The organism is Streptomyces gobitricini (assembly GCF_039532985.1).
GTDB classification, from domain to species: Bacteria; Actinomycetota; Actinomycetes; order Streptomycetales; family Streptomycetaceae; genus Streptomyces; species Streptomyces gobitricini.
Map to the genome: position 1 here is coordinate 1 of NZ_BAAASR010000031.1, position 25,313 is coordinate 25,313.

Below are 25,313 nucleotides of genomic sequence, written 5' to 3' on the forward strand. Positions count from 1 at the left end.
TCGCCTTCACAGCCATCGCCACCAGCCTCATCAACTACCGGCGACTCACCAAGTGAAACAAGGTCTAAATGGGGAGAAGATGATCATGTGTCACGCGTACCGTGCTGCTCCATGACTGTGATCGTGCGTGACTTCCGCCCTGAGGACGCCGAGGCCGTGGCCCTGGTGCGGCGTGCCGCGCTGCCCTTCGAGGTGACGACGGCCCGGGCCGTCCTCGCCCGGGTGGAGTCGGCGAACCCGGCGAAGAAGTACCGGCTGTTGATAGCGGAACGGGACGGCGAGGTCATCGGCACGGCGAACGCCGGTATCGCGTTCGACTCCGGCACTCCCGGACTTTCGTACGCCAACCCCCAGGTCCACCCCGGCCACCGGGGCCAGGGCGCGGGCGGTCTGTTGCTGCGTACCGCCGAGGAGCACCTGGCGGCGGAGGGCGCCGAGAGCGTGTACGCCTGGGTGCTGGACGAGCCGGGGTTCCGGGTGTTCGCGGAGAAGCGCGGCTACCGGCCCACCCGTCCGGCCCACTTCCTACGGCTCGACCTCGCGGGTGGTGCCCTGCCGGAGCTGCCCGGGTCGCTGCCCCCGGGTGTCGAGCTGCGCACCGCCGCCGCGTACGCCGACGATCCGCGCCCGCTGTTCGAGGCGGACGCGGAGGTGACCGCGGACGAGCCGAGCGACATCGGTGCCGACCTGGACGACTACGAGGACTGGCTGGCCGACACCTGGAACGACCCGCTGCTCGACCGTGACCTGACCACGGTGGTCACGGTGGACGGGCGGATCGCGGCCTTCACCGCCGCCCACACCGACGGCGAGTCCCGCTACCACTCCGGCATGACCGGCACGCTGCGCGCGCACCGGGGGCGCGGCCTGGCGAAGCTCGCCAAGACCGACTCGCTGCTCCGGGCTCGCGCGGCGGGCTACACGTCGGCGTTCACCAACAACGACGCGGAGAACGGGCCGATGCTGGCGATCAACAAGTGGTTCGGGTACGAGATCTGCGCGACGGAGGTCCGGCATGTCCGTGCCCTCGGTTGAGGTGCGCCTCGTCAAAGCCGGGCGTACGAAGATCCGTTACCCGGCCGAGGTGCTGGCCGACGACGGCACCCTGCTCACCGTCCGCGCCCCATGGGCGGCGGACGGCGTGCGGGACTTCGGCTTCGTGCGCTTCGAACCGGGTGACGTCTTCACCGAGCACTACTGGCGGGACCGGTGGTACGCGGTGAAGGAGGTCCGCTCCGCGGACGGTGCCCTGAAGGGCTGGTACTGCGACGTCACCCGGCCCTCGGTCGTCGACCGGGACCTCGGCGAGGTGCTCGTGGAGGACCTGGACCTGGACCTGTGGGTGTCGGCCGACGGCACCGAGATCCTGCGCCTGGACGAGGACGAGTTCGCGGCGAGCGGTCTGGCGGAGCGGGACCCCACCGCCGCGGCGGCCGCCCGCGCGGCACTGGACACCCTTGAGACGCTGGCGCGCGCGGGCGGCCTGCCGGGCGGTCAGGAGACCGGCTCGCGGTAGTGGGGGCGGCGCCCGCCCGCTTCCTGAGCGTCCTCTTAGCGACGCCTTAAGCGGAGCATAAGGATCCCCATCTGCCGCCGCGGACGGCCGGTTCCGGCTTTTCCAGGGGCTAGTTTGCTGATCACCGGGGCTGGTCCGGACCGTCGGTGCCGAAGCCGGGGGGCTGCGCCGCCCGTCCGGGCCCCATACCCGTAACCCCCCACACCTGCTCGTCCCCTCGAAGGAGAACGTCACCATGACTGCTCGCCTCCGCAAGCCGGCAGCCGCCGCCGTCGCCCTGGGCCTCGCGCCGCTCGCGCTCGCCGGACTGACCGCGTCGCCCGCCGCGGCGCACGGCACGATGACCGATCCGGTCAGCCGGGTGTCCGCGTGTTACGCGGAGGGCCCGGAGAGCCCCGACTCGGCGGCGTGCAAGGCGGCGGTCGCGGCGAGCGGACCGCAGGCGTTCTACGACTGGAACGAGGTCAACATCGCCAACGCCGCCGGCAAGCACCAGCAGCTGATACCGGACGGCAAGCTGTGCAGCGCGAACCGCGACAAGTACAAGGGGCTCGACCTGCCCCGCGGCGACTGGCCGTCGTCCGCGCTGGCCGCCGGCAAGCACACCTTCCGCTACCGGGCCACCGCCCCGCACAAGGGTTCCTTCGAGCTCTACATCACCAAGGAGGGCTACGACCCCTCCAAGCCGCTGAAGTGGTCCGACCTGGAGGCGGCACCCTTCGCGAAGGTCACCAACCCCAGGCTGGAGAACGGCGCGTACGTCTTCGACGGCACCGTCCCCGCCAGGTCCGGGCGCCACCTCGTCTACTCGATCTGGCAGCGCTCCGACTCCCCCGAGGCGTTCTACACCTGCTCCGACGTGGTGTTCGGTGAGGACGACGGCCAGGCGGGCGGCGCCCCCGCGCCGACCGCGTCGGCACCCTCCGAGGAGCAGATCCAGGACGGCGCCGACGAGTCGACGGTGGACCACGGCGGACACGGCGGCGACGACCACTCCGCGTCGCCTTCGGATCCCGCGAGCCCCACGAGCCCCGCCGCCCCCACCACCGAAGAGTCCGAGCAGTCCGGGACGCCGGAGGGAACCGCGACGGCCACCGCGACCGGGCAGCCCGGCACGTTGCAGGCCAACGGCGCCGGCACCCCCTCGCCCGTGGCCGCCGCGAGCGGCGAGAACCTCGCCGAGACCGGGGGTGGCGGCACCACCGCGTACCTGGCCGCCGGCGGCGCGGCCGTCCTGGCGATCGGCGCCGCGGTGCTGTTCGGCACGGCGCGCCGCAGGGCCACGCGCTGACGACCGGGTAGCTCACCAGGGGCCCGTCCGCGTCCGGACGGGCCCCTTCGCGTCGTCCCGTCAGCCGATGCCGAGGCGCGGGTGGGGGGCGTCGTGTGCGCCGGGTCCAACGCGTTGGCGGCCCCGTGGTGCGCGATCCGGCCGGACAGCCCGAGCGCGGCGGGCGCGGAGAAGGGCAGGGGGCTCAGGTCCTGGAGGAGCCCGCTGCGGATGCCCGGTCCGTCGGGGAACCGGGAGCGGTACGGGGTGACGACCTCGCCGTACCGGGTGGCGATGACGGTGTGGCGGACGCCCGGAACGGTGTCGCGGCCGCGCTCATCGATCCTGGTGAGGAACAGGGGCGGACGGCGAGGCCCGGGGGCCTCTCGGCAGGCCGGCCGCGCCGGGGAAGTAAACCGCAGCAGCTCGGTGCTCGACCAGGCAAGGGGCGAGCGCCGCGGCGACGGCCGGAGCAGCGGCACGGCCGAGGCTCCGGGCGCTCGCGGCGTACGCGTACACGAACGGACCCGCATGCCGCGCTCATGCCAAGCTACCGGGAAGCAGGGAGAACGGGAAAGCCACGCGGCAGCAGGAACTGACGAGTCACCACCTCACCGGCAGCCGCACCGGAAAGCGCCGGATGGTCGCGGTGTCCCACACCACCTCGCGCGCGGGCACCGCGAGGCGCAGCCCGGGGAAGCGGGCGAGCAGGGTACCGACGGCCACCCGCAGCTCCGCCAGCGCCAAGGGGGCGGCGACGCAGTGGTGTCCGCCCCAGCCGAAGGTCATATGGGGGTGGGCCGGCCGGTCCGGGTCCAGCACATGGGGGTCACGGAACACGGCGGGGTCCCGGTTGGCCGCCAGGTACGACACATGGACGAAGTCGCCCGCGCGGAGGGAGACGCCCGCCACGTCCACGTCCTCCAGCACGACGCGCGGAATGCCGACGCCCTTGCGGAAGGGGATGAGGCGCAGCAGCTCGTCCAGCACCGCGGGCAGTCGGCCGGGGCCGTCCACCAGCGCGGCCCACTGGCCGGGGCGGGTGAGCAGGGTGTAGACCATGTTGCTGATCTGGCACGCCGCCGTGTCGTTGCCGCTCAGGATCAGCGTCACCGCCAGTACCGCCAGCTCCTCCTCGCTCAGCGGCTCCTCGCCGTCGGCGGCGGCGGTGGCCATGGCGCTGATGAGGTCGTCCCCCGGCGCCCGGCGCCGCTCCACGACCAGGCCGGCGAAGTAGTCGCGCAAGGACCGCTTGGCGTCCGCCGCCGTCCGCCGCGCCTCCGGCGCGGTGGCCAGCATCTCGTGCGTACGGCGCAGCAGTACGGGTCTGTCGGCCGGGGCCACGCCCAGCAGTTCGCAGATGGTGTGGTGCGGGAGCCGGGTGGAGAGGTGGTGGGCCAGGTCGGCCGGCGGGCCGTGGTCGGCCATCTCGTCCAGCAGGCGGTGGGCCACGCGCTCGACGGCCGGTGTCATGCGTTCCACGCGCTTCTTGGTGAACGCCCGCGCGGCGGCCCGGCGCAGACGGCCGCTGCGCGGAGGGTCCAGCACGTTGACCGACTCCGGCGAGACGATGGGTTCCGGCGTCAGCCGGGGATAGTCCCGGCCGACGATGGCCGCGCGGCTGAACCGCGGGTCGGTGGTCACCTGCCGTACGCCGTCGAAGCTGAGCACCAGCCACGCCTCGGCGTCGCCGTAGGGCAGCCGGACGCGGCTCACCGGGCCCCTGGCCATGAGGTCCGCGAGCACCGGGTCGAAATCGAGGGCCTCGCTGAAGTCGAAGGGGCAGGTGACGGCGTCCGGCCATGTGGGCGGATGTCGGCGGTCGCTCGACGGGGCCGTCTGATCGGCGGGCATATTACGCATATGCCGCATCTTGCGGTAAACGGCTGCGCCGTGCACCCCAGGCCGTGACCGCACGGCAGAAAGCGGTGAGAGATGCCCACCGACCCGCACCACGCCGGCCCGCGTCGAGGAGCGCCGGTACAGGGCGCCGTGGACGTCCTGATCGTCGGCGCCGGTCCGACCGGACTCGCCCTCGCCTGCGACCTGGCCCGCCGTGGCGTACGGACCCATGTCGTCGAGGCGGGCGAGCGGCTCTTCGGAGGCTCGCGCGGCAAGAGCCTCCAGCCCCGCACCCAGGAGGTGCTCGACGACCTCGGTGTCATGGAGGCGATCCGGGCGGATGGCGGGCCGTTCCCGCCCATGCAGACCTGGCGGAGCGGCCGCCGGGAGGGCACCTGGCGGTTGCTCGAACAGGATCCCGGGGCTCCGGCGTCGCGGTACCCGGAGCCGTGGCTGGTCCCCCAGTGGCGTACGCAGGAGATCCTGCGGGACCGGCTCCTCGCCCTGGGCGGGACGGTGGAGTACGGAACCCGGCTCACCTCCCTGCATCAGACGGACCGGCACGTGCTGGCCGAGCTGACGCGCGCCGACGGCAGCCGCCGGACGCTGACCGTGCCGTACCTGGTCGGGTGCGACGGCGGGCACAGCACCGTGCGCGACTCGCTGGGCGTCACCATGAAGGGCGAGGAGAGCGATCTGCACCCGGCCGTGGTGGCGGACGTACGCGTCCGGGGACTGGACCGCGACCACTGGCACATCTGGCTCGACGACCCGGACGCCCGGGGCGTGGGCAGCCTGCTGCTGTGCCCGCTGCCGGGCACCGACGAGTTCCAGCTGAACGCCCGGGCCGACGGCGAGGAGCACGACCTCACACCGCAAGCGGTACGGGAGCTGATCGCCACCCGCACCCACCTGCCCGCCGACGCCGTCACCGACGTGCTGTGGTACTCGTACTACCAGCCCCGTACGGCGCTGGCCGAGCGCTTCCGGGACGGGCGGGTCCTCCTCGCCGGCGACGCCGCGCACGCCCACCCGCCGGGCGGTGGGCAGGGCCTGAACATCAGCGTCCAGGACGCCTACAACCTGGGCTGGAAGCTGGGACAGGTCGTGCGCCACCACGCCCCGGACGCCCTGCTGGACAGTTACGAGGCCGAGCGCCGCCCGGCCGCCGCGCACGTCCTGGAGCTCAGCTCCCGGCTGTACCGGGCGGGCCGCAGCCCGGAGGGCGGCAGCGAGAAGGCGCGTCACCGCGGCAGGCTCACCCACCTGCTGTCGGCCCACTACCGCGACAGCGCCCTGAGCACCGAGACCAGGGAGCGGCTGCCCGACACGGCGGTCCGGGCGGGCGACCGGGTCCCGGACCTGCCGTGCGGCACGGAGGACGGCGGTTCGCGGCGGCTGCTGGAGCTGCTGCGGGGCCCGCACTTCACACTGCTCGTGGTGGACCGGACCCCGCCGCCGGTGCCGTCGGCCGTCGTCACGCTCCGCGTGCCCGCCGGCGCACTGGCGGAGGCTCTCGGCGCGGGCCTGTTCCTGGTCCGCCCCGACGGCCACGTCGGACTGGCCGCCCAGGACCCCGCCCACCTCGACCGCTACCTGGTGAAGGTCGGACTCGCGAAGGATTAGGCCGCCAGCGAGCCCGGCACGACCGCGCCCGGCCCGAACCTCGCCCGTGCCTTGTCCGCCACCGCCTCGAGCCGCCGTGCCTTGTCGTCGGCCGGGTCGAGGGAGAGCTGGTGCGCGGCCTTCTCGGCGGGTGCCAGGCCCTCGGCGCGCAGCCCGATGCCCCGCACCCGGGCCCGCTGGAGTCCGAGCGCCTCGTGCATCGCGTACGCGGTGCCGGCCAGGTCCGCCGTGTGGGCGGTCGGTTCGCGCAGGGTGCGGGTCCGGGTGGTCGTCGTCCGGTCGGCGTACCGCACGGTCAGCGTCAGCGAGCGGCACACCTGCCCCTCGCCGCGCATCCGCGCGCCCAGTTCACCGGCGAGGGACAGCAGGGCGCGCCGGTGCCGGTCCTGGTCCAGCTCGTCGCGGTCGAAGGCCCGCTCGGCGGCGACCGACCGGGACGCGGCGTTGGGGACGACCGCCGTACGGTCGATACCCCGCGCCCGCTCCCACAGCTCGCGCCCCGCCCGCGCGCCCACGATCCGCTGGAGGACGGCGAGCGGCGCGGCGGCGACGCGCCCGACGGAGTCGAGCCCGTAGGAGCAGAGCGTCCGGGCGGTGGCCGGGCCGACCCCGTACAGCGCGGCGACCGGCTTGTCGCGCAGGAAGGTCTCCGGGTCGTCGGCCACCAGGGTCGTTCCGGGCACCGCGTCCCGTGCCGCCATGCGGGCGAGCATCGGGTTCGGCCCGGCGCCGATCACGCAGTCCACGCCGTACAGGGCGAGTGCCCTGACCCGGATCACGGCGGCGAGTTCGGCGGGGCCGCGCCCGAAGTACCGTACGGCGCCGCTCACGTCGGCGAGCGCGGCGTCGGGCGGGGTGGCCTCGACGACGGGCGTGAACTGGCCGAGCATGCCGATCAGGTGCGGAAGCAGGGCTTCATACATCGGTTCCAGCCGGAATCGTACGTACAGGATCATCCCGCGCTCCCTTGGCTCTGGTGCCACAGCTTCCTCGGTACCGCCGTTCCCTCGCCCGCCGGGCGGAGGTCCGCCCAGGGGTTCATCTCGTAGCCGGTGGGCATGGTGATGCGGCGGCCACTGTCGGAGGAGGGGCCGGGCGGGGAACCGGGCGCCGGCTCCGCCAGTCGCGCCGCCACCGCCTCCAGGCCGCCCTCGCGCCGCAGTTCCACCAGTTCGGCGAGGTTCCAGGCGGCCGAGGCGACCACGCTGAAGCTGCGCGGGCCTCGTCGCTGCACCACACCGCGCACCAGCAGCAGCCAGGAGTGGAAGACGGTGTGCGCGCACCGCTCGTGGCTGTCGTCGAAGAAGGCCAGGTCCACCAGGCCCGTCCCGTCGTCGAGGGTGGTGAAGATGACACGCCTGCCGGACCGGATCGGCGGGGTCTGGGTCGCCGCCTTGGCGCCCGCGACCAGCACGGTCTGCCCGTGCGGCGCCGCCCGCAGCGCCTGCGCGGAGACCACGCCGAGCTCGGCCAGGAAGGCGTGGTGATCGGTCATCAGGTTCCGTGAGGCGTCCATGGACAGTACGCCGAGTTCGGCACTGAGCCGTTCGGCGTCGTCGAGGTCCGGCAGCCCGATGGGCGCGGACTTCCGGCCGCCCGCCAGTGGGAGCTGGTCGCCGTAAGAGCCGGAGCCCCGCTGGAGGCGGTGGAGTTCGGCGAGGTGCAGCAGCAGGTCGCGCCGGTTGCCGCCGAACGCGTCGAGCGCGCCGACCTGGGCGAGCCGTTCGGCGACGGGCCGGCTGGGCCTGGCCCGCTCCCAGAAGTCCAGCAGTGAGGCGTACGGCTGTCCGGCCTCGACGCGTGCCGCCTCCGCCTCGCTCATCCCGTGGACGTCGGAGAGCGCCAGCCTAAGGCCCCACCGCCCCAACGAACCGGACACCAGTTCGATCCTGTGTGCGACCGCCGACCGGTTCACATCCACCGGCAGCACCGGCACCCCCCGCCGCCGCGCGTCGGCCAGCAGCAGCCGCTTGGGGTACATCCCCGGATCATGGGTGAGCAACCCGGCGTAGAAGGCGGCCGGGTGATGCGCCTTCAGCCACGCCGACTGGTACGTCGGTACGGCGAACGCCACCGCGTGCGCCTTGCAGAAGCCGTACGAACCGAAGGCCTCGACGATCTCCCAGGTCCGGGCGACGACGTCGTCCGCGTACCCCTTCGCCTTCGCGTGCCGTGCGAACCAGACCTTGATCCGCCCCTGCGACTCGGGGTCGGACAGACCGCGCCGTACCGCGTCGGCCTCCTCCCGCCCGCAGCCGGTCATGATGTCGAGGATCTTGATGATCTGCTCGTGGAAGACGACGACTCCGTACGTCTCCTTCAGCGCGTCCTCCAGGTCGGGGTGCGGGTAGCGGGCCGGCGCGCGGCCGTGCCGGGCCTCGATGAACGGCCGCACCATGTCGGCCGCGACCGGACCGGGGCGGAAGAGGGAGATGTCCACGACCAGGTCGTGGAAGGTGGACGGCTGGAGCCGCCCGACCAGGTCGCGCTGGCCCGGCGACTCGATCTGGAAGCAGCCGAGCGTCTCGGCGGACTTGATCATCCGGTACGTGGCGGGGTCGCCGGGCCGCACCTGCCCGGGGTCGTCGAGGTCGACGACCTCGCCGGTCGCCCGCTCGACCTCGGCGACCGCGTGGGCCATCGCCGACTGCATCCGCACCCCGAGGACGTCGAGCTTGAGCAGCCCCAGCTCCTCCACGTCGTCCTTGTCGAACTGGGCCATGGGGAAGCTCTCGCCGCTGGTCGGCACCACCGGCGTCCGCGACAGCAGCGAGGAGTCCGAGAGCAGCACCCCGCACGGGTGCATGGCGACACCGCGCGGCAGCGCGTCCAGCGCCTCGACCAGCTCCCACAGCCGCCCGTACTTCTCCCGCTCACCGGCCAGCTCGCGCAGCTCGGGCAGTTCGTCGAGCGCGGCGCGGGCGTCCCGGGCGCGGATGTGCGGGAAGGCCTTGGCGATCCGGTCGATCTCGGCCGGGTCCATCGACAGGGCGGCGCCCACGTCGCGTACGGCGTGGCGCACCCGGTACGTCTCGGGCATGGCGACGGCGGCCACGCGCTCGGGGCCGAAGCGGCCGAGGATGGCGCGGTAGACCTCCAGGCGGCGGGCGGACTCCACGTCGATGTCGATGTCGGGCAGCACGGGCCGCCGCACCGACAGGAAGCGCTCCATCAGCAGACCGTGCTCGACCGGGTCGGCGTGCGCGATGCCGAGGAGGTGGTTGACCAGGGAGCCCGCTCCGGAGCCCCGGGCGGCGACCCGGATGCCCATCTCGCGGGTGTCGTCGACGACCTGCGCGACGGTGAGGAAGTACGAGGCGAAACCGAGCCGCTCGATGGTGCGCAGTTCGTCCTCCAGCCGGTTCCAGTACGCCCGCTCCCGGTCGTGGCCGCGCAGCACCATCCCGGCGGCGCAGCGCGAGCGCAGCACCCGCTCGGCGGTGCGCCGGCCGGCGCCGACCAGGTGCGCCTCGGGGAAGTGGACGGAGCCGATGCCGAGGTCGCCCTCGGGGTCGACCAGGCACGCGGCGGCGGTCTCCTCGGTCATGGCGAGGAGCCGGTGCGCGGTGTCACGGCGCAGTCCGGCGGCTTCGGCGACGCGCTCGGCGGTGGCCGCCATCGCGGCGGGGTCCTTGAGCCAGCGCTCCCCGCTGTCGAGCCCCTTGCGGGGGTCGATGGGGACCAGGCGGCGGGCCGCGTCGAGGACGTCGGCGACCGGGCCCTGGCCGGGGTCGGCGTACCGCACGGCGTTGGTGAGCACGGCGCGCACGCCCTGCTCGGTGGCGAAGCCCAGGGTGCGGGCGGCATGCCGCAGCGAGCCGGGCCCCGTACCGGTGCGCCCGTGGTGGACGACCTCCAGCCGCAGGGCGTCGCCGTGGGCGTCGCGCCAGGGGTCGAGGAGCCGGGCGGCCCGGTCGGGGCGGCCGGCGGCGAGGGCGCGGCCGATCTCGGAGCCGGGACCGAGGAGCACCGTCACGCCGTCGCCGTGGTTCTCCGCCCGGGGAAGCAGGGGGGAGCCCTCCGCCGTGTGCGCGGCGGTGATCAGCCGGCACAGGGTGGCCCAGCCCTGGCGGGAGCGGGCCAGGAAGACCGCGCGGGGCGCGGACTCGTCGACGAAGGCGCCACCGCGCACGGGGGTACGGCGCCGCTCGGCGGCACCGGAGCGGTAGCCCTCGCCGGAGCCGGAGCGGTTGCCGTTGCCCCTGCCGCCGCTGCCGCGGTCGCGGTCACGGTCGCTGCCGCCGGGGCCGGGGCCGGGGCGGTGGCCCGGGGCGGACCCGGAGCGGTGACCCGGGGCGGGGCCGCCGGGGGCGGCGGGCCGGGAGCCGGAACCCGCCTCCCCGGCCGGCCCGGCGATCGCGAGGTCGACGCCGAAGACCGGGCGGACGCCCTCCTTGGCGCAGGCCGCGGCGAAGCGGACCGCGCCCGCCACGGTGTCGCGGTCGGTCAGGGCGACGGCGTCCATGCCGCGCTCGGCGGCGCGCGCCGCCAGCCGCTCCGGGTGCGACGCCCCATAGCGCAGGGAGAAACCCGAAACGGTGTGCAGATGCGTGAACCCTGGCACCCGCACCTCCTGGATCAATCCGGTCTCACCTCCCCCACTTCCACCATAGACCAGTTTCGAACATTCGTACGACGAGGTTCGGCCGCGGTGGGCGCCGGGCCACGGGTCCGCCATTCGGCCCGCCCCACCTGCGTGAACGGACAGCACCCCGGAGCGTGGGGACATGAAGCTCGCCGCCGAAGTCAGGAACGCCGTCACACCGCGCGCCGCGCTGCTGGTCGTCGGCGTCCTCGCCCTCCAGCTGCTGTTCATCGCCTCCTACGTGGGCGCGCTGCACGACCCCAAGCCGAAGGACGTGCCCTTCGGCGTGGTGGCGCCCGGGGCGGCCGCCGCCCAGGCCGCCGACCGGCTGGCGGGGCTCCCCGGCGACCCGCTCGACCCGCGGGTGCTCGCCGGCCCGGAGGAGGCCCGGCGGCAGATCATGGACCGGGAGATCGACGGCGCCCTGATCATCGACCCGAGAGGCACCACCGACACCCTGCTGGTCGCCTCCGGCGGCGGCACCGTCCTCGCCAACGCCCTGGAAACGATCATCACCGCGGTCGAGAGGCCGCAGGGCCGCACCGTACGGACGGTGGACGTGGCCCCCGCCTCCCCCCAGGACTTCGACGGCCTGTCCGCGTTCTACCTGGTGGTGGGGTGGTGCGTGGGCGGCTACCTGCTCGCCTCGATCCTGGCGATCAGCGCGGGCTCCCGGCCCGCCAACCCGCAGCGCGCCGTCATCCGGCTCGTCGTCCTGGCGCTCTCCGCGCTCCTCGGAGGCCTCGGCGGCGCGGTCATCGTGGGCCCGGTCCTCGGCGCCCTGCCCGGCAGCGTGGTCGCCCTGTGGGGCCTGGGCACCCTGGTGGTCTTCTCGGTCGGCGCGGTCACGCTCGCGCTCCAGGCGCTCACCGGGATCGTCGGCATCGGCCTGGCGGTCCTGCTGATCGTGATCGCGGGCAACCCCAGCGCGGGCGGCGCCTTCCCGGCCCCGATGCTGCCCGACTTCTGGCGGGCGATCGGCCCCGCCCTGCCTCCGGGCGCGGGCACCTGGGCGGCCCGCTCGATCGCGTACTTCAAGGGCAACGCGCTCTCGGGGGCGATGCAGGTCCTCGCCATCTGGGCCGTCATCGGCACCGTGGTCACCCTGGTGATGTCCGCGGCCCGCCGGCGGGCCGTCCGGGAGGACGGCGGGCCCGTCGGCGCGGACGCCTCCTAGGCGCGGACCACAGGGACGGGCCCCGGAGCGCCGGTGGTGCTGCGCTCCGCGGCCCGGTGACGTCCTGTCACGCCATGTCCCGCGTACGGGTGTGTCAACCGATCCGCGCGCCGAAGGTGCTCAGTGCCTCCGTGACCGGCTGGAAGAACGTCTCACCGCCCGCCGAGCAGTCGCCGCTGCCGCCGGAGGTCAGACCGACCGCCGCGTCGCCCGAGAAGAGCGAGCCGCCGCTGTCGCCCGGCTCCGCGCAGACGTCGGTCTGGATGAGCCCCTCGACGACCTGCCCGTTGCCGTAGTTCACGGTGGCGTTCAGGCCGGTGACCTCGCCCTCGTGGACCTGGGTGGTCGAGCCGCTGCGGGTCACCTTCATGCCGACGGTCGCCTCGACCGCCGTGGTGATCGCCTGGCTGCTGCCGTTGTAGAGGTTGACCTCGCTCGGGTGCGCGGTGTCACCGTCGTACTTGACCAGCGCGAAGTCGTCGCCGGGGAACCGCGAGTCGACCATGGTGCCGATCGCCGCCCCACCCCGGGAGTCCGACCATTGACTGCCCTGCTCACCGCAGTGACCGGCCGTGATGAAGTGCGGCGAGCCGTCCTTGACCACGTTGAAACCGAGCGAGCAGCGCCCGCCGCCGGAGTGGATGGCGTCACCGCCCCCGATGAAGGGCTTGAACTCGCCCGCCGTGCGCTTCAGCTCGGCCCTGGAGCCCAGCCCCTTCACGACCTGGCCGAGCTTCTCCCAGTCCGCCTTCCCGACCGTGCGGTCGGCCGTGACGACGACCTTGTTGCTGACCGGGTCCACGGCCCAGGACGTACCGGGTATGGTCGCCCGGCTCTTCAGCGTCTGGCGGGCACCCGTCAGCTCGGCCAGCGTGTGCTCGACGAGTCTCGCCCTGCCGCCCGCCTTGCGCACGGCGTCGGCGGCCGCCTCGTCGACCACGTTGACCACGAGGTGCTTGGCCTGCGCGTCGTAGTACGCGCCGGCCGCGTCGCCACCGAGCGACGAGTCGAGCGTCACGGCGAGGGCCGCCGCCGCGGGCGCGGTCAGGGTCTTCACGGGGATCCGGGGTGCTTCCTCACTGGCGTTCGCAGTCTGGAAGGTGACTCCCGCTCCGAGCAGAGCGACAACGGCTCCGCCGGCGACAGCCGCACGCCTTGTGGGTATGCGTCGGTGCTTCACGACATCGACCTCTCCTGTGGGGGCCGTGTCCGGGTACGTGGGGTGCCCTGACACGGAGGATGGTCAGGCCACGATCCCGTTACCAACCGGTAGCACACAAGGTCGAGTTGTGGACGCGCACACGACCTTCACTCCGCGCCCCCGCCGCTCCCACCACTCCCGGCGCCCCCGCCGGTTCCGTTTGCGAACACCCACCGCGTTCCCACCGGCGACAAAGACACCTCGCCCAGGCACCCTGAGGGATAGTCATCGACGGACACGGTGAAGGAGGCGGGGGGTTTGCGACGTCGGGTGCGCGCGGCGGACGGCCGGCATCTGATGGTGGAGCGCCTGGGGGACCCGCGGGGCCGTCCGGTCTTCCTGCTGCACGGCACGCCCGGCAGCAGACTGGGGCCGGCCCCGCGCGGCATGGTGCTCTACCAGCGCGGCATGCAACTGATCGCGTACGACCGTCCCGGTTACGGCGGCTCGGACCGGCTGGCGGGGCGCAGCGTCGCCGACGTGGCCTCGGACGTGGCGGACATCGCGGACGCGCTCGGCCTGGAGCGGTTCGCCGTGGTGGGCCGCTCGGGCGGCGCCCCGCACGCGCTGGCCTGCGCGGCCCTGCTGCCGCACCGGGTGACCCGTACCGCCGCGCTGGTGACACTGGCGCCCAGGGACGCGGACGGACTGGACTGGTTCGAGGGCATGGCCGCCTCGAACGTCACGGAGTACACCCACGCGACCCTCGACCCCGAGGGCGTCGCGGCCCGGCTCACGCCACGTGCCGACGCGATCCGCCAGGACCCGGTCCGGCTCCTGGACGACCTGCGGCGGGAACTGACCGCGTCCGACCGGATGGTCGTCGCGGACGCGGGCGTACGGTCCATGCTGCTGCGCAACTACCAGGAGGCGCTGCGCACTTCCGCGTACGGCTGGATCGACGACGCGCTGGCCTTCTGCGGCCCCTGGGGGTTCGACCCCGCCGACATCCCGGGCGAGGTACTGCTCTGGCACGGCGAGCAGGACGTCTTCTCGCCGGTCGGCCACTCGCGCTGGCTCGCCGAACGCATCCCGGGCGCGACGGCCGTCCTGGAACCGGCCGCCGCGCACTTCGACGCCCTCCACGCCCTGCCCCGCGTCCTGACCTGGCTGCTGGCCGCGGGCGAGTGAGCCGAAGGCACGCGGCGGCTCGCGAGGCGAGTGAGCCCTGGGCCGGACCCGGCATGGGAAGGCGAGTGAGCCGAAGGGGCGCGACGGTGTCGAAAGGGAGAACGCGCGGAGGGTCGTGAGGAGCGAACGACCCGAGCACGATCGACCGTCCACCGGCTGAAGCGCCCCGGAGGCGAACCGAGCCACAAGACTAAACAGCCAGCGGCTCCAGGTCCCGGTACACCCGGCGCTCGTCCCGTGCCAGGCGGGTGAGGGCGTGCTCGTCCCCCAGCTGCCGGGCCAGCTCGCCGGCGGTCTCCGTGCGCAGCTGGGCCGCCTCGTCCTTGCGGCCCAGCGCGCCGAGGGTGACCGCCAGGTTGGAGGCGAGGCCCAGCACCTCCGGGTGGTGGCCGCCCAGGATCTCGCGCAGCGCGCGCACGGTGTGCTGCTCGATCGCCAGGGCCTCCTCCAGTTCGCCCAGGTCGGCCTTGGCGTTGGCGAGGTTCACGGTGCAGAACAGGGCGTGCGGGTGCCGTTCTCCGAGGACCTCCCGCATGGCCCGGAGGGCGGCCCGGAGCATGTGCTCGGCGCTCTCCGGCGCCCCGCAGCCCCACTGGTAGATGCCCAGGTTGTTGAGGGCGGCCAGGGTGTACGGGTGCCGCTCCCCCGGCACCTCCCGGTACTGGTCGACGACCTCCTGCGCCAGGTCACGGGCCGCGACCGGCTCCCCGGCCGCGAACAGGTCGGCCGCCAGGTTCAGGTCGCAGGCCAGCGAGTCCGGGTGGGCGTAGGTGTACTTGGCGCGGTACCGGTTGCGCGTGGCCGTGGTGAGCCGCCGCGCGTCCTCCAGCCGGCCCGCCCTCCGCAGGGACACGGCCAGGCTCTTGCCCGCCGCGAGCGTGCCGGGGAAGGCCCGGCCCAGGGTCTCCTTGTAACTGCCGTACGTACGCGCCAGCAGCGACACCGAGTCCTCGTACCGGCCCACCTCCCGCAGGTCGCGGGCGAGCGAGGTGGCCGAGGAGAGGGTGTAGGGGTGCTCGGGGCCCAGCACCTCGGTGCGGCGGTCGAAGACCTCCTGGTCGATCTCGCGGGCCCGGGCGTACTGGCCGACCATGCGGAGGTTGAGCGCCAGGTTGTTGGCGGCGGCCAGGGTGCGCGGGTGGGAGTCGTGGAAGATCTGGCTGAAGCCCTCGTGCGCCTCGGTGGCCAGCTCCATGGCCCTGCCGTACTCGCCGAGCGCGCCGAGGTCCATGGCGAGGCTGGAGGTGGTCATGTACGTGTGCGGGTGGGACCGGCCGAGGACGGCGCGCTGCCGCTCCAGGGTGACCTCGTCCAGTTCCCGCGCCTCCACGTAACGGCCTTGGGAGCGGAGGATGTTGGAAAGGTGGAAGCGCAGGTAGAGGTACTGGAGGTCGTCGTTGCCGAGCATCTCGCGCCAGGCGTCGCGCAGGTCCTCCGCGAGCGCGCCGGCGGTCTGCCAGTCGCCGCGCTTCCAGAGGTAGCGGACGCGGTCGATGAGCAGCCGGCGGGTCTCCGGCTCCTTGCAGTACCGGGCCTCGGAGGTGCCCAGGTGCGGCCAGATGGTGGCGAACCGGGGCCAGGTCTCGGGGTTGTCGATGGGCTCGTCGTCGTCCGGCCGGGCTCCGGCGAGGATCCGGTGGACGGCGTGCCGGGCGTCCCGCTGCTCCTGCTCGGACAGCTGGGCGCGGATCACGGCCTGCACCAGCCGGTGCACCTGGATCGAGTTGGACACCTGGTCGACCTTGGCCAGCGCGAACCGTCCGATCTCCCGGATCACCCGGCCCAGCACCAGCTTCTCCTGGAGGGAGGCGTCGTACGGCTTGAGGGCCTCGATCATCTCCTTGCTGTAGAGGAGGTTGGCGTGGATCGGCTCGGGTGCGAAGAACGCGCACAGCTGGAGCAGCCGCACGGCTGCCGGTGAGCGCTCCTTGAGCCGTTCGATGGAGACGTTCCAGGTCGCGGCGACGGGCTCGGGGTAGCCGGCCGGCTGGTTGAGTGCCAGGGTGCGCGCGGCGGCCTCCTGGAGCTGCTCCAGGTAGGCGGCGACCGGGGTGGCCGTCTCCGCGATCCAGGCCGCGGCCTGTTCGACGGCGAGCGGCAGGTCGCCGACCGCTTCGGCGACCCGGTCGGCGTCCTCCGGATCGAGCCCCCTGGCGCGGCGCTGGAGGTGCTCGACGGACTCCTCGCGGAGGAACACGTCGACCGGCAGCGCGTCGCCGTACTGCGACCAGGTCTGGTTCCTGGAGGTGACCAGGATGTGCCCGCCGGTGGGGAAGAAGCGCTTCAGCGCGTCGGGGTCGTCGGCGTTGTCGAAGACGAGCAGCCAGCGGCTGGTCGGCACGCCGCGCCGCAGCAGGTCGACGGCCTCCTGGGAGGCGGCGGCCATGTCGTCGCCGCCCTGCGCGCCGAGGCGGACGGCCAGCTCGGCGAGGCCGGCGATCACGTCGTCGGTCTGCTCGGCGGACATCCACCACACCAGGTCGTAGTCGGCCATGAAGCGGTGCACGTACTCGAGCGCGACCTGCGTCTTGCCGACGCCGCCGAGCCCGTACAGGGTCTGCGGCTGGGGCAGGACGACGGCCATCCCGCCGCCGAGCCGGTCGCGCATCCGCTCCAGGACGACGGACCGGCCGGTGAAGCCGGGGTTGCGGGGCGGCGCGTTCCAGATCCTCGGTACGGTCCCGGGGAAGCGCGGCCCGGGCGGTACGCCCTCGTTGAGCTTGACCGGCCGGTCCAGGGCGCGCAGCAGCGCGGCGGTGGCGCCGGCCTCGTCGAGCCGGAACAGGTCGACGGGGTTGCGGTCGATGTACGGGGTGGTGAGCCGGACGTCCCCGACGCGCAGCGGCAGCAGGTGGCGGCGCGCGCCGCCCGGGTCCTCGGCGGCGGCCCGCTCCCACACCTCCACCGCGCGCGCCGACTTGAGGTACGCGCTGGACAGCAGGACGACGGTGCGGGAGGCGTTCTCGACGGCGTGCGGCACGACGCCGCCGTTCGTCGCCGGATCGGCGGAGACGTCGCGCGGGACGACGCGGTACCCGGCGCGGGTGAGGACGGACTCGATCCAGTCGGCCCACATGCGGTTCTCGGCGACGTACGACAGGAACAGGTCGGCGGGCAGGGCGGGGCGACGGCGGGTGAAGGCGTCGCGTATCCGCAGCCGCACCTCCTCGTCGACCGCCGGCATGGCGGTGACGTCCCCCTCGGTGACGACGGCGGTGAGCCGCTCGAAGGCGGAGAGGAGCGAGTTGGCGATCCCGGCGTCGTCGCCGAAGGTCGCCAGGGTCTCCTCGTAGGCGTAGTAGGGCCGGTAGGGGATCTCCACGGCCCCCCAGTAGGCGGCGAGTTCCTCCGCCGTCATTCCGCTGGGGAAGCCGTCGAACTTGAGCCGTGCCAGCGCGCGGCCCGCGTCGGCCTTCTCCTTCTCGCCCTCGTCGATCCGCATGGGTACGGGGAAGATCCGGATGCCCCGGCCGCCGTACCGTTCGTCGATCTGGCGGGCGACGGCGGCGGCGCCGTCCATGGACTGGTCGCTGAGGGTGAAGCAGTCGACCAGCGCGTCGGGCAGGTGGACGGTGCAGATGTCGGCGATGTCGCTCAGGCCGGTGCGGCTGTCGATGAGGACGTAGTCGTAGGTGGCCTTCATGTCGTCGCGCAGGGCGTCGAAGAAGTGCCCGCCGCCGAGCCGGTCGTAGAAGTTGTCCCAGTCGAAGGTGGAGACGGTGGCGGAGTACTCCCGGTTCTGCTTTCCGGCGGAGACGAAGTCGAGGGTGCCGCCGTCGGGGAACTCCCAGCCGAGCGCCTCGGGCGTGAGGGAGACCGCGTGCGGCTGGACGCGCGCGTAGTCGCGGTGCCAGTCGTCGGGCCGCTGGACGGGGCTGGTGGCGGCCCAGGCGTACTCGGTGATCAGGTCGATGACGCCGGTGGTGGCGCCGAGGGTGGACGGGTCGAGGAAGGGGTGGAAGAAGCGGTGCAGGCCGGGCGCTTCCAGGTCCCAGTCGACGGCCAGGACCCGCTTGCCGTTCGCGGCGAGAATCCAGGCCGTGTTGGCCAGGGCCATCGTCCGTCCCGTACCACCCTTGTAGGAGTAGAAGGTGACGATGCGTCCGTCACGACTGGCTGTCATCCAGGTCCTCCGCATCGGGCGCGATCTCGTGCGTCTCGGGAATGAAGTGCGTGGTGCCCTGTTCGCCCGCCATCGGGCCGCGCAGCCGGGGCCGCTCGGTGTGCCGGCCGCCCGCGGGCGGGTAGACGGCGGCATGCCGCAGGTACTGCTGCGCGGCCGCCTCCACCACCTGCGGCAGGATCTGGCCGAACGCCTCCATGCTCGGTACGCCCCTGGCGGCGGCGCGGCTCGCGGCGCGGCCCTGGCCCATCTTGATGGGCAGGGTCTCTTCGAGTGTCCGGTTGAGCTCGGCGTCCGCCGCCCTGCTCTGGTGGTCCATCTGGTTGCGGGGGACGACGACGCTGACCCAGGGGCGGTGTTCCGCGTCGAAGGCGGCGAGCCGTTCGCGGCACTCCTCGTCCTTCAGGGCCCAGCGGTCGAGGAGCAGGATCTCCGGGTGCCTGGGGGGCTGTTTGGCGTCGGACGGGCCGGAGTCGTGGTCGAAGGAGGAGACGGTGGCCTGGTAGTTGAGCGAGCGGACCAGGTCCTCGGTGACGTGGGCGAGCGGCCGGGCCGCGTCGGGCCGGTACGGGTTCCAGTCCTGCGGCATGTCGCCGTAGTACGCGGGGTCGCGGCCCTCGGGCAGGTCGTGGCGGGTGGGGGCGGCGACGGTGACGCGGAGGGGCCTCGGGCCGCGGCCGGGGGTGCCGAAGGCGCTGGGCGCGGAGCGGTAGTCGACGGGTCGGCTGGGGCTGATGCCCGCGGTGTCGGCGACGGCGACGATGCGTTTCGCCAGCTCGTACACGGCCCGTTCGTACTCCTCGGCGAATATGCGGAGTTTGATCAGGCCGTAGAGTCCGTCGGTGACGTACCGGTCGCCGAAGTCGCGGTGGTTGAACTGCAACCGCTCGGCCGGGCCCGGCAGTTGCTCGGGCGGGACGGGCACCCACAGGGCGGGCACGATGGCCTCGGCGGGCCTGTTGTGTTTGGCGTGGTGGTAGATCGCCCGCGCGGCGAAGGCGTACCACTCCTTGCCGCACATCTCGCTGGCGAAGTAGCGGGGGGAGAACAGGGGGACGAAGACCCGGCAGGTGGCCAGGACCTCACCCAGCCGTTCCGACCAGCCCTCGCCGGACCGTATCTCCCGGTCCATGAACCCGGCGGGGGCTCCGGCGGGGAGATCGGTCAGGGCCATCACATGGCCGCACAGGTCGCGGAAGAGCCGCTCGACCCACATGTCGGGATCGGGGCCGCCGGTTCCGTACCTCGGCGTGTGCGCATAACTCAGGAAGAAATACGGCCGATGGTCCGCCGCTCGCGCTTGCGGTGACGCCTGCACACGACCCCCGTCCTCTGTGATCACTCGCGTCCGGGATGGGAAGGATACGAGCTGGTCAATCATTCCGGAGCAGGCTTTGCTCCACCCCCACGACGTTCAGTCATTCAACGCCGCTTTTCGGTCATCCCTGCGAGTGCGCGACGGAGCGTTCCCTTGATCGGCACAGTTCCTTGCGCACGCCGGCCACCAGGAGTTTGCCGCTCACGGTGAGTTCGGCCGCGTTGTCGAGCAGGTCGAGCGCCCTTTCGGCGTGATCGGCGTGGCCTTTCTCGTACGCCGCGAGCCCGGCCCGCTCGTACGCCCCCGCGAGCAGGGCGGACACCGGCACCGGAATCTCCTGCCAGGGCGCGGAGTGGCTCCACGCGCCGTCCAGTGCGTAGAGGTCGGCGACATCGCGCAGCGCCCGCAGCTTGGCCCGCCGGAAACCGCGCAGCAGGGCCCGTGCGAGTTCCCGGTCTCCGCCCGCGAGCGGCAGCCCCAGCGCCCCGTACGCGTGCCGCCCGACGGCCGGTTCCGTCCCGGTGACCGGCGTCAGGGTGGTCAGGCTCGCGGCGGCCTCCTCGGCCTGTTCCGGAACCGCGTCCCGGAGCAACGCCCAGGCCCGGTCCAGCCGGCCGCTCCAGTCGGCCGCCTCACCGGGCGTGAGCCGTCCGGCGACGGGCACGCCGAAGCGGTCGCGGAGGGGGTCCAGGTCGTCGAGCGCGACACCGTGCGCCCCCCGCCGGACCGGCCGCCATGCGGCACCCTCCTCATCGAGCCGTTCGACGCGCAGTTCGGCGCCCCCGGCCCGCCGCACCAGGAAGCCGTCCCCGGTCGCCCGCACCTCGACGGCACCGGCCGCGTCGAGGCCGAGCGTCCCCAGGGTCGGCAGGTGCAGCGCGCCGCCCCGGTGGGCGACACGGACCGGGACGTCGGCCCGGCCCCGTACGGTGGCGGCGGCCACGTACCGCGCCAGCTCCCCCGCCGGGGCGGCGGCTCCGGGGCGGCCGCCGCGCAGGGCGTCCAGGCAGTCGAGGAGCCAGGTGCGCGTGTAGGGGTGGGCGAGCACCTCGTCGAGCCCGTCGGAACGCCGCTCGACGGTGCCGGCCAGCTCCCAGGCCTCGGCCCACCCCTCGCCGCCACGCCCGTCGAGCTCGCTGTGGAGTTCGGCGAGGAGGACGCGGGTCAGCTCGTGCTGCTCGGCGACGAGCGTGCCGGGGTCGGCCACGGCGGGCGCCGCGGTGGCGGAGGCGGTGCGGTCCTCGATGCCCCGGACGAGCGCTTCGAGGTCGGCGCAGTACACGGACGGGTTGGCGAAGCCGCTGTCGGCCCGGTAGCGGTGGGTGTAGAGGCCGCCGCCGCAGGAGCGGACGACGGGGCAACGGCGGCAGGTGTCGCCGACTCCGGCGAGGCCGAGCTGCCGGACGCGGACCCCGGGGTGGGCGGCGACGTCGTCGAGGGTGTGCCTGAACACGTCGAAGCCGGTGGCGGCGGCGCCTTCGTAGGCGCTCTTGAGGGAGTCGACCTGTTCGAGGGTGCCGTCGGTCTCGACCACCACGAGGTCGGTGGGGGCCAGGCCCAGGGACTCGGTGAGGCTGGGGCCGCCGTTCAGGGTGGACAGCACGGACTCGAAGAACCGTACGGGGACGGGCCTGCCCCGGTCGTCCCACCGGTCGAAGACGGTGAGGATCCACTCGGCGTACGCGGTGGGCGAGCCGTCCGGCCGGGGCGGGGGCTCCTCCCAGGTGGCGTGCGGCAGCAGGAAGTCGATGCGCGGGGGCGCGAGCTCGGTGAGCGCGTCGTACACGGCGACGGGGTCGTTGGCGACGTCGATGGTGCAGAGCAGGCCGAGGTCGAGGTGGCGGTAGCGCTCCTGGTGCAGCAGGTCGACGGCCCTGAGCACGAGCGGGTGGCTGCTGCGGCCGTCGGCGAACCGGCGGTGGCGGTCGTTGGCCGCCTTGTCACCGTCGAGGGAGATGCCCACCTTCACGCCGTACTCGTCGAACAGATCGAGGTAGCGGGGGCTGAGCTGGAGGCCGTTGGTGTGGATCCGCAGGTCCAGGTCGGTGACCGGGGCGAGGGCGGTGGTCAGCTCCTCGCAGACGCGCCTCAGACGCGCGGGCCCTGCCAGCAGAGGCTCCCCTCCGTGCAGGATCACTGTCACGGAGGGCAGGGCATGTTTCTTGGCATGCTCGGCCAGTCGCAGAGCTGTCCAGGAAATGGCCTGGTCAGAGATTGCCTTGGGGCGGGTACGCCAGCTCTGATCAGCGTGTTCGTAGATATAGCAGTGGTCACACGCAAGATCGCACCTGCTGTGGACCTTCAGAACGATCTCGCGGAATGGGACCAGCGGTCCAGTCATTCCGCCAGTTTAGAGCGCCGAGTTGAACGTCGGGACGCGCTCGGTACGGTCGCTCACGGAAGGCAGAACCCGGCTGAGCTTCCGGGTGACCGCCGCTCCTCGCACGTCGATCTCGGCGAGAGGCACCCGATTCTTCTTCGCGACAGCGAAGGTGACTGAAGTCTGCAAGCTCACGACGGCCGTCCTAGGGGAGTGGATCGGTTGGGGATAACCGCACCGTTGCAGTGTCGGCGGCACGACTTTACTCTCATGCCCACGCGCGGCAAATCAGCGCAAGGGGTTGAAACAAAAGCGTTGCGCCAGTATTCCCCGACGGGCCCGGAACGAGCCATTCCATCAAAAGAGTGAAGACAAAATCGCAGACGGGGGTGCGCATGACCGGGTTTCAGGGCCCGCTGCAGAGCATGGTCTTCCGAAACGCAGATCTGCCCGCGCTGTTCCACCGGGCCGACGAGATCGCCGTCGCCCGCCAACGAGACGCGGTGCAGGACACCCGCCTGCAGCTCTGGTTGCTGGTCCTGGGCGCCTGCCTGGCCGCGGTACCCGGCGGCTGGCGCATCGGCGACACCTTCCAACTGGCGGGAGCCCTCAGCGCGTTGGCGTACGCGGGCGTACTCCTGGCGACGTATCGCGCCTCCAGGCGGCGTGCGACGTCGCATTGGCAACTGAACCGCTCGGCGGCCGAGTTCATCAAGTCGATGTGCTGGCGGTACGCGGTGCACGGGGCACCCTTCGTCGCCGACTCCCCCGACCCGGACGGGGAGTTCCTGTCCCGGCTGGAGGCGGGGCTCGGCGAGCTGCGGAAGGTGGGCTGGGCCGACCCGCGGGCCGCCGGGCCGGCCGACGACCGCGGCGAGCTCATCACACCGGCCATGCGCCTGCTGCGCGGCAAGCCCTTCCGGGTCCGCAAGGAGACATATGTCAGGGACCGGCTGATCGAGCAGCGGAACTGGTACCACAGGAAGACGGTGGTGTCGCGCCGGGCCACCACACTGTGGTCCGTCACCATCGCGGTGCTCACCGCCCTCGCCCTGCTCATCGGCGTGTTGCGGGCCTTCTCGGTCGGTGATCCGGCTGTGGCGGCCGGGCTGCTGTCGGCCGCCGCGGCCGCGTGCGTGGCATGGAGCGAGATCCGCCGCCACCAGCCGCTGATAGCGGCGCACTCCCTGGTCGAGGAGGACCTGGCGGCGATGCACACCGCGATGGAGACGGTGATCGGCGAGGACAGGTGGGCGGCTGCGGTCTACGAGACCGAGCGCGTCGTCTCGCCCCAGCACACCGACTGGCTGGTCCAGCACCGGCGGTAGGCACCTCAGGGCCGCTCGACGCCCGCGCGCCAGATGACCGTCACCGGTTTCCCGAGGCCGCGGGCGTAGTGGACGATGTCGCCGGTTCCGCCGAGGCCGCGGGCGGGGCGGCCGTCCCAGACGGCGAGCAGCCGGTCGCAGTGGTCGGCGATGTAGGTGCCGGCCGCGTAGTAGGCCTCGTCGGTGGAGCGGGGGTAGTCCATCCGGACCTCGCGGCTGGCGCGCTTGCGGAGCCAGTGGTAGCGGGCCAGCTCCTCGGGGTCGGAGAAGCCGTCCTCGTAGTCCCCGCTGGGGATGACGGCGGTCAGCTCGGCCCCGCAGGCGAGGGCGATGTCCGCGAAGAGCTGGTCCGCGCCGGCCGCCAGGCTGGACAGGGCCTCCACTCCGCCCTCCTGCCCCCGGACGGCGGCGAGGACGGCGGTGTGGATGGCGGCGCGCACATGGGCGTGGAGTCCGTGCGGGATGTCCCGGTGACCGGTCACTCCGATGCGCTTCATCCGCCCCCGCTTCCCGAAGTGGACCTGTGACCGCGCTGCCACATCCTCTCAAATGTGGGCGCTTCCGGGCAGGGCGTCGAGCCCCCGGCGAGAATCCGCCGGGGGCTCGTCGCGCTGGGCGGTGTCGGTCAGTAGACGCTGACGCGGTAGGCGTTCAGTGCCTCGGTGACCGGCTGGAAGAAGGTCGTGCCGCCGGAGGAGCAGTTACCGCTTCCGCCGGAGGTGAGACCGATGGCGCGGCTGCCGGAGTACAGGGGGCCACCGCTGTCGCCGGGCTCGGCGCACACGTTCGTCCGGATCATCCCGTAGACGACGTCGCCGCCTCCGTAGTTGACGGTGGCGTTCAGGCCGGTGACCGAACCGCTGTGGGTGCCGGTGGTGGAGCCGCGGCGGGTGACGGACATGCCGACGGTGGCGTTGGCGGCGCTGGTGATGTCGACGTTGCCGACGGTGCCGGGCTTGGCGATGGAGCTGTTGGAGTAGCGGACGATGCCGTAGTCGTTGTTGGGGAAGCTGGAGCCGGTGGTCGGACCGAGGACGGTGGTCCGGCCGGAATTGGCGTACCAGGTGCCCGCGCCGTCGGTGCAGTGACCGGCGGTGAGGAAGTACGTGGTGCCCGCGCTGTCACGGACGTTGAAGCCGAGCGAGCAGCGCCAGCTGCTGGCGTAGATGGCGTCGCCGCCGGAGATCAGCTTGGTGAACGTGCCGGGGGTGCGCTCGATCTTCAGGGCGCCGGCGTTGGCTCCGGCCTCCCGCTTGATCTCGGCGATCTCGGCCTGGGAGACGGTCGAGTCGACGGCGACGACCAGCTTGCCGGTCGCCGGGTCGGCGTGCCAGGCGGTGCCCGGTACGTCCGCCGCCAGGACGGCCTGGCCGGCGGCGGACAGCTGGGCGGCGCTGAAGGTCTGTGACGAGTCGGCGTTCGCGGCGGGGACCGCGAGGGTGGCGGCGGCGGCGAGACCGGTGGCGACGGCGAGCAGACGGGGGCGTCTGGCTATGCCGCTGCGGGGGGTGGTGCGCTTGATCCTCACTTGTCGTTCCTCCCGAGGGGAATCGGGGGCCCGCCGTGGGGGTGCCGGGCCCGTGAGGCGCAGTCAGGTTCCGGCTGGTCCGCGTGCGTCCGTTTTCCGGACACGCCGTGTCCCTGACAAGCGCTGCTTCGGGAGTATTCGTGCGGTCGACCGAGGGCCGCAAGGGTGCGTTTCGGCCGCGCGGGCACGGACGCGACGGGGCGCCCGGCGGTGTGGTGCTTCTCCGCCGGGGTGGCGCCGGTGTGACGCGTCAGCCGCTCGATACGTTCCCCCTCCGGGCGGCGGGGCCGGCCGGGTGCCGGCGGGTGACGGGAGCGGTCGGACGAGGCGCGCGGTCGCCGTCGGCGC

General features: G+C 73.1%; 17 protein-coding genes and 1 pseudogene. 7 read left to right on the forward strand and 11 right to left on the reverse strand.

The features are described 5' to 3' along the window. Positions 1 to 111 precede the first annotated feature (111 nt). The 3 genes from ABD347_RS25410 to ABD347_RS25420 all read left to right on the forward strand — a co-directional run bounded on the left by ABD347_RS25410 (position 112) and on the right by ABD347_RS25420 (position 2,807). On the forward strand, positions 112 to 1,035 hold the full coding sequence (locus ABD347_RS25410) for a GNAT family N-acetyltransferase (RefSeq protein ID WP_344365465.1): 924 nt from the start codon (positions 112 to 114) through the stop codon (positions 1,033 to 1,035). Continuing rightward, positions 1,016 to 1,516 carry a ribonuclease FAU-1 family protein gene (locus tag ABD347_RS25415; RefSeq protein ID WP_344365467.1) on the forward strand — a complete coding sequence of 167 codons (501 nt, stop codon included), beginning with the start codon at positions 1,016 to 1,018 and terminating at the stop codon, positions 1,514 to 1,516. Before ABD347_RS25410 ends, ABD347_RS25415 begins: the two co-directional genes overlap by 20 nt. Before the next feature lie 235 nt (positions 1,517 to 1,751). Continuing rightward, complete coding sequence (locus ABD347_RS25420; RefSeq protein WP_344365469.1) at positions 1,752 to 2,807, forward strand: lytic polysaccharide monooxygenase auxiliary activity family 9 protein; 1,056 nt, start codon at positions 1,752 to 1,754, stop codon at positions 2,805 to 2,807. Between the two features lie 71 nt (positions 2,808 to 2,878). On the opposite strand, the pseudogene ABD347_RS25425 reads toward ABD347_RS25420, so the two are convergent. Next, positions 2,879 to 3,142 (reverse strand): annotated as a pseudogene (locus ABD347_RS25425) (lipase); the annotation flags it as partial. A gap of 247 nt (positions 3,143 to 3,389) precedes the next feature. Beyond that, positions 3,390 to 4,640: a cytochrome P450 gene (locus ABD347_RS25430; protein WP_344365567.1), complete on the reverse strand. Its 1,251-nt coding sequence runs from the start codon at positions 4,638 to 4,640 to the stop codon at positions 3,390 to 3,392. A gap of 81 nt (positions 4,641 to 4,721) precedes the next feature. Between ABD347_RS25430 and ABD347_RS25435 the strand changes: the two genes are divergently transcribed. Further along, positions 4,722 to 6,254 (forward strand): FAD-dependent oxidoreductase, encoded by a 1,533-nt coding sequence (locus ABD347_RS25435; protein ID WP_344365471.1) that lies wholly within the window; start codon positions 4,722 to 4,724, stop codon positions 6,252 to 6,254. On the opposite strand, the gene ABD347_RS25440 is transcribed toward ABD347_RS25435, so the two are convergent. Beyond that, positions 6,251 to 7,210, reverse strand: coding sequence for a DNA polymerase Y family protein (locus ABD347_RS25440; protein ID WP_344365472.1), 960 nt, complete (start codon positions 7,208 to 7,210; stop codon positions 6,251 to 6,253). The two genes, ABD347_RS25435 and ABD347_RS25440, sit on opposite strands and share 4 nt — an antisense overlap. Further along, positions 7,207 to 10,818 carry a DNA polymerase III subunit alpha gene (locus tag ABD347_RS25445; RefSeq protein WP_344365475.1) on the reverse strand — a complete coding sequence of 1,204 codons (3,612 nt, stop codon included), beginning with the start codon at positions 10,816 to 10,818 and terminating at the stop codon, positions 7,207 to 7,209. Before ABD347_RS25445 ends, ABD347_RS25440 begins: the two co-directional genes overlap by 4 nt. Positions 10,819 to 10,981: 163 nt before the next feature. Between ABD347_RS25445 and ABD347_RS25450 the strand changes: the two genes are divergently transcribed. Next, entirely contained in the window at positions 10,982 to 12,016 is a 1,035-nt protein-coding gene (locus ABD347_RS25450) for a DUF3533 domain-containing protein (RefSeq protein WP_344365477.1), read from the forward strand. Between the two features lie 94 nt (positions 12,017 to 12,110). Here ABD347_RS25450 and ABD347_RS25455 read toward each other — a convergent pair whose 3' ends face one another. Continuing rightward, the gene (locus ABD347_RS25455; protein ID WP_344365479.1) at positions 12,111 to 13,196 is read right to left on the reverse strand and encodes a S1 family peptidase; all 1,086 of its coding nucleotides are present in this window, start codon (positions 13,194 to 13,196) and stop codon (positions 12,111 to 12,113) included. Between the two features lie 279 nt (positions 13,197 to 13,475). Between ABD347_RS25455 and ABD347_RS25460 the strand changes: the two genes are divergently transcribed. Next, complete coding sequence (locus ABD347_RS25460) at positions 13,476 to 14,348, forward strand: alpha/beta fold hydrolase (protein WP_344365481.1); 873 nt, start codon at positions 13,476 to 13,478, stop codon at positions 14,346 to 14,348. Positions 14,349 to 14,538: 190 nt separating this feature from the next. Here ABD347_RS25460 and fxsT read toward each other — a convergent pair whose 3' ends face one another. The 4 genes from fxsT to fxsA form a co-directional block, all read right to left on the reverse strand. Continuing rightward, the gene (gene fxsT, locus ABD347_RS25465) at positions 14,539 to 18,471 is read right to left on the reverse strand and encodes an FxSxx-COOH system tetratricopeptide repeat protein (RefSeq protein ID WP_344365483.1); all 3,933 of its coding nucleotides are present in this window, start codon (positions 18,469 to 18,471) and stop codon (positions 14,539 to 14,541) included. Continuing rightward, positions 18,455 to 19,813: a TIR-like protein FxsC gene (locus ABD347_RS25470; protein WP_344365485.1), complete on the reverse strand. Its 1,359-nt coding sequence runs from the start codon at positions 19,811 to 19,813 to the stop codon at positions 18,455 to 18,457. The genes fxsT and ABD347_RS25470 overlap by 17 nt, the downstream gene beginning before the upstream one ends. Before the next feature lie 97 nt (positions 19,814 to 19,910). Next, positions 19,911 to 22,130 (reverse strand): radical SAM/SPASM protein FxsBH, inactivated beta-hydroxylase extension form, encoded by a 2,220-nt coding sequence (gene fxsBH, locus ABD347_RS25475; RefSeq protein WP_344365487.1) that lies wholly within the window; start codon positions 22,128 to 22,130, stop codon positions 19,911 to 19,913. 9 nt (positions 22,131 to 22,139) lie between these two features. Continuing rightward, positions 22,140 to 22,304 (reverse strand): FxSxx-COOH cyclophane-containing RiPP peptide, encoded by a 165-nt coding sequence (gene fxsA / locus ABD347_RS25480; RefSeq protein ID WP_344365489.1) that lies wholly within the window; start codon positions 22,302 to 22,304, stop codon positions 22,140 to 22,142. Between the two features lie 230 nt (positions 22,305 to 22,534). On the opposite strand from fxsA, the gene ABD347_RS25485 reads away from it, so the two are divergent. Next, positions 22,535 to 23,437, forward strand: coding sequence for a DUF4231 domain-containing protein (locus ABD347_RS25485; RefSeq protein WP_344365491.1), 903 nt, complete (start codon positions 22,535 to 22,537; stop codon positions 23,435 to 23,437). Positions 23,438 to 23,442: 5 nt separating this feature from the next. On the opposite strand, the gene ABD347_RS25490 is transcribed toward ABD347_RS25485, so the two are convergent. Then, positions 23,443 to 23,934, reverse strand: a complete 492-nt coding sequence (locus tag ABD347_RS25490) for a hypothetical protein (protein WP_344365492.1) — start codon at positions 23,932 to 23,934, stop codon at positions 23,443 to 23,445. 128 nt (positions 23,935 to 24,062) lie between these two features. Beyond that, complete coding sequence (locus ABD347_RS25495; protein WP_344365494.1) at positions 24,063 to 24,965, reverse strand: S1 family peptidase; 903 nt, start codon at positions 24,963 to 24,965, stop codon at positions 24,063 to 24,065. Between the last annotated feature and the right edge of the window lie 348 nt (positions 24,966 to 25,313).

Excerpts from the sequence above, each read along its gene's own strand:
- ABD347_RS25410 (WP_344365465.1), top strand. The coding sequence starts at position 112 with ATGACTGTGATCGTGCGTGACTTCCGCCCTGAGGACGCCGAGGCCGTG.
- ABD347_RS25415 (WP_344365467.1), top strand. The coding sequence starts at position 1,016 with ATGTCCGTGCCCTCGGTTGAGGTGCGCCTCGTCAAAGCCGGGCGTACG.
- ABD347_RS25420 (WP_344365469.1), top strand. The coding sequence starts at position 1,752 with ATGACTGCTCGCCTCCGCAAGCCGGCAGCCGCCGCCGTCGCCCTGGGC.
- ABD347_RS25430 (WP_344365567.1), bottom strand. The coding sequence starts at position 4,640 with ATGCCCGCCGATCAGACGGCCCCGTCGAGCGACCGCCGACATCCGCCC.
- ABD347_RS25435 (WP_344365471.1), top strand. The coding sequence starts at position 4,722 with ATGCCCACCGACCCGCACCACGCCGGCCCGCGTCGAGGAGCGCCGGTA.
- ABD347_RS25440 (WP_344365472.1), bottom strand. The coding sequence starts at position 7,210 with ATGATCCTGTACGTACGATTCCGGCTGGAACCGATGTATGAAGCCCTG.
- ABD347_RS25450 (WP_344365477.1), top strand. The coding sequence starts at position 10,982 with ATGAAGCTCGCCGCCGAAGTCAGGAACGCCGTCACACCGCGCGCCGCG.
- fxsT (WP_344365483.1), bottom strand. The coding sequence starts at position 18,471 with ATGACAGCCAGTCGTGACGGACGCATCGTCACCTTCTACTCCTACAAG.
- fxsBH (WP_344365487.1), bottom strand. The coding sequence starts at position 22,130 with ATGACTGGACCGCTGGTCCCATTCCGCGAGATCGTTCTGAAGGTCCAC.
- ABD347_RS25485 (WP_344365491.1), top strand. The coding sequence starts at position 22,535 with ATGGTCTTCCGAAACGCAGATCTGCCCGCGCTGTTCCACCGGGCCGAC.
- ABD347_RS25490 (WP_344365492.1), bottom strand. The coding sequence starts at position 23,934 with ATGAAGCGCATCGGAGTGACCGGTCACCGGGACATCCCGCACGGACTC.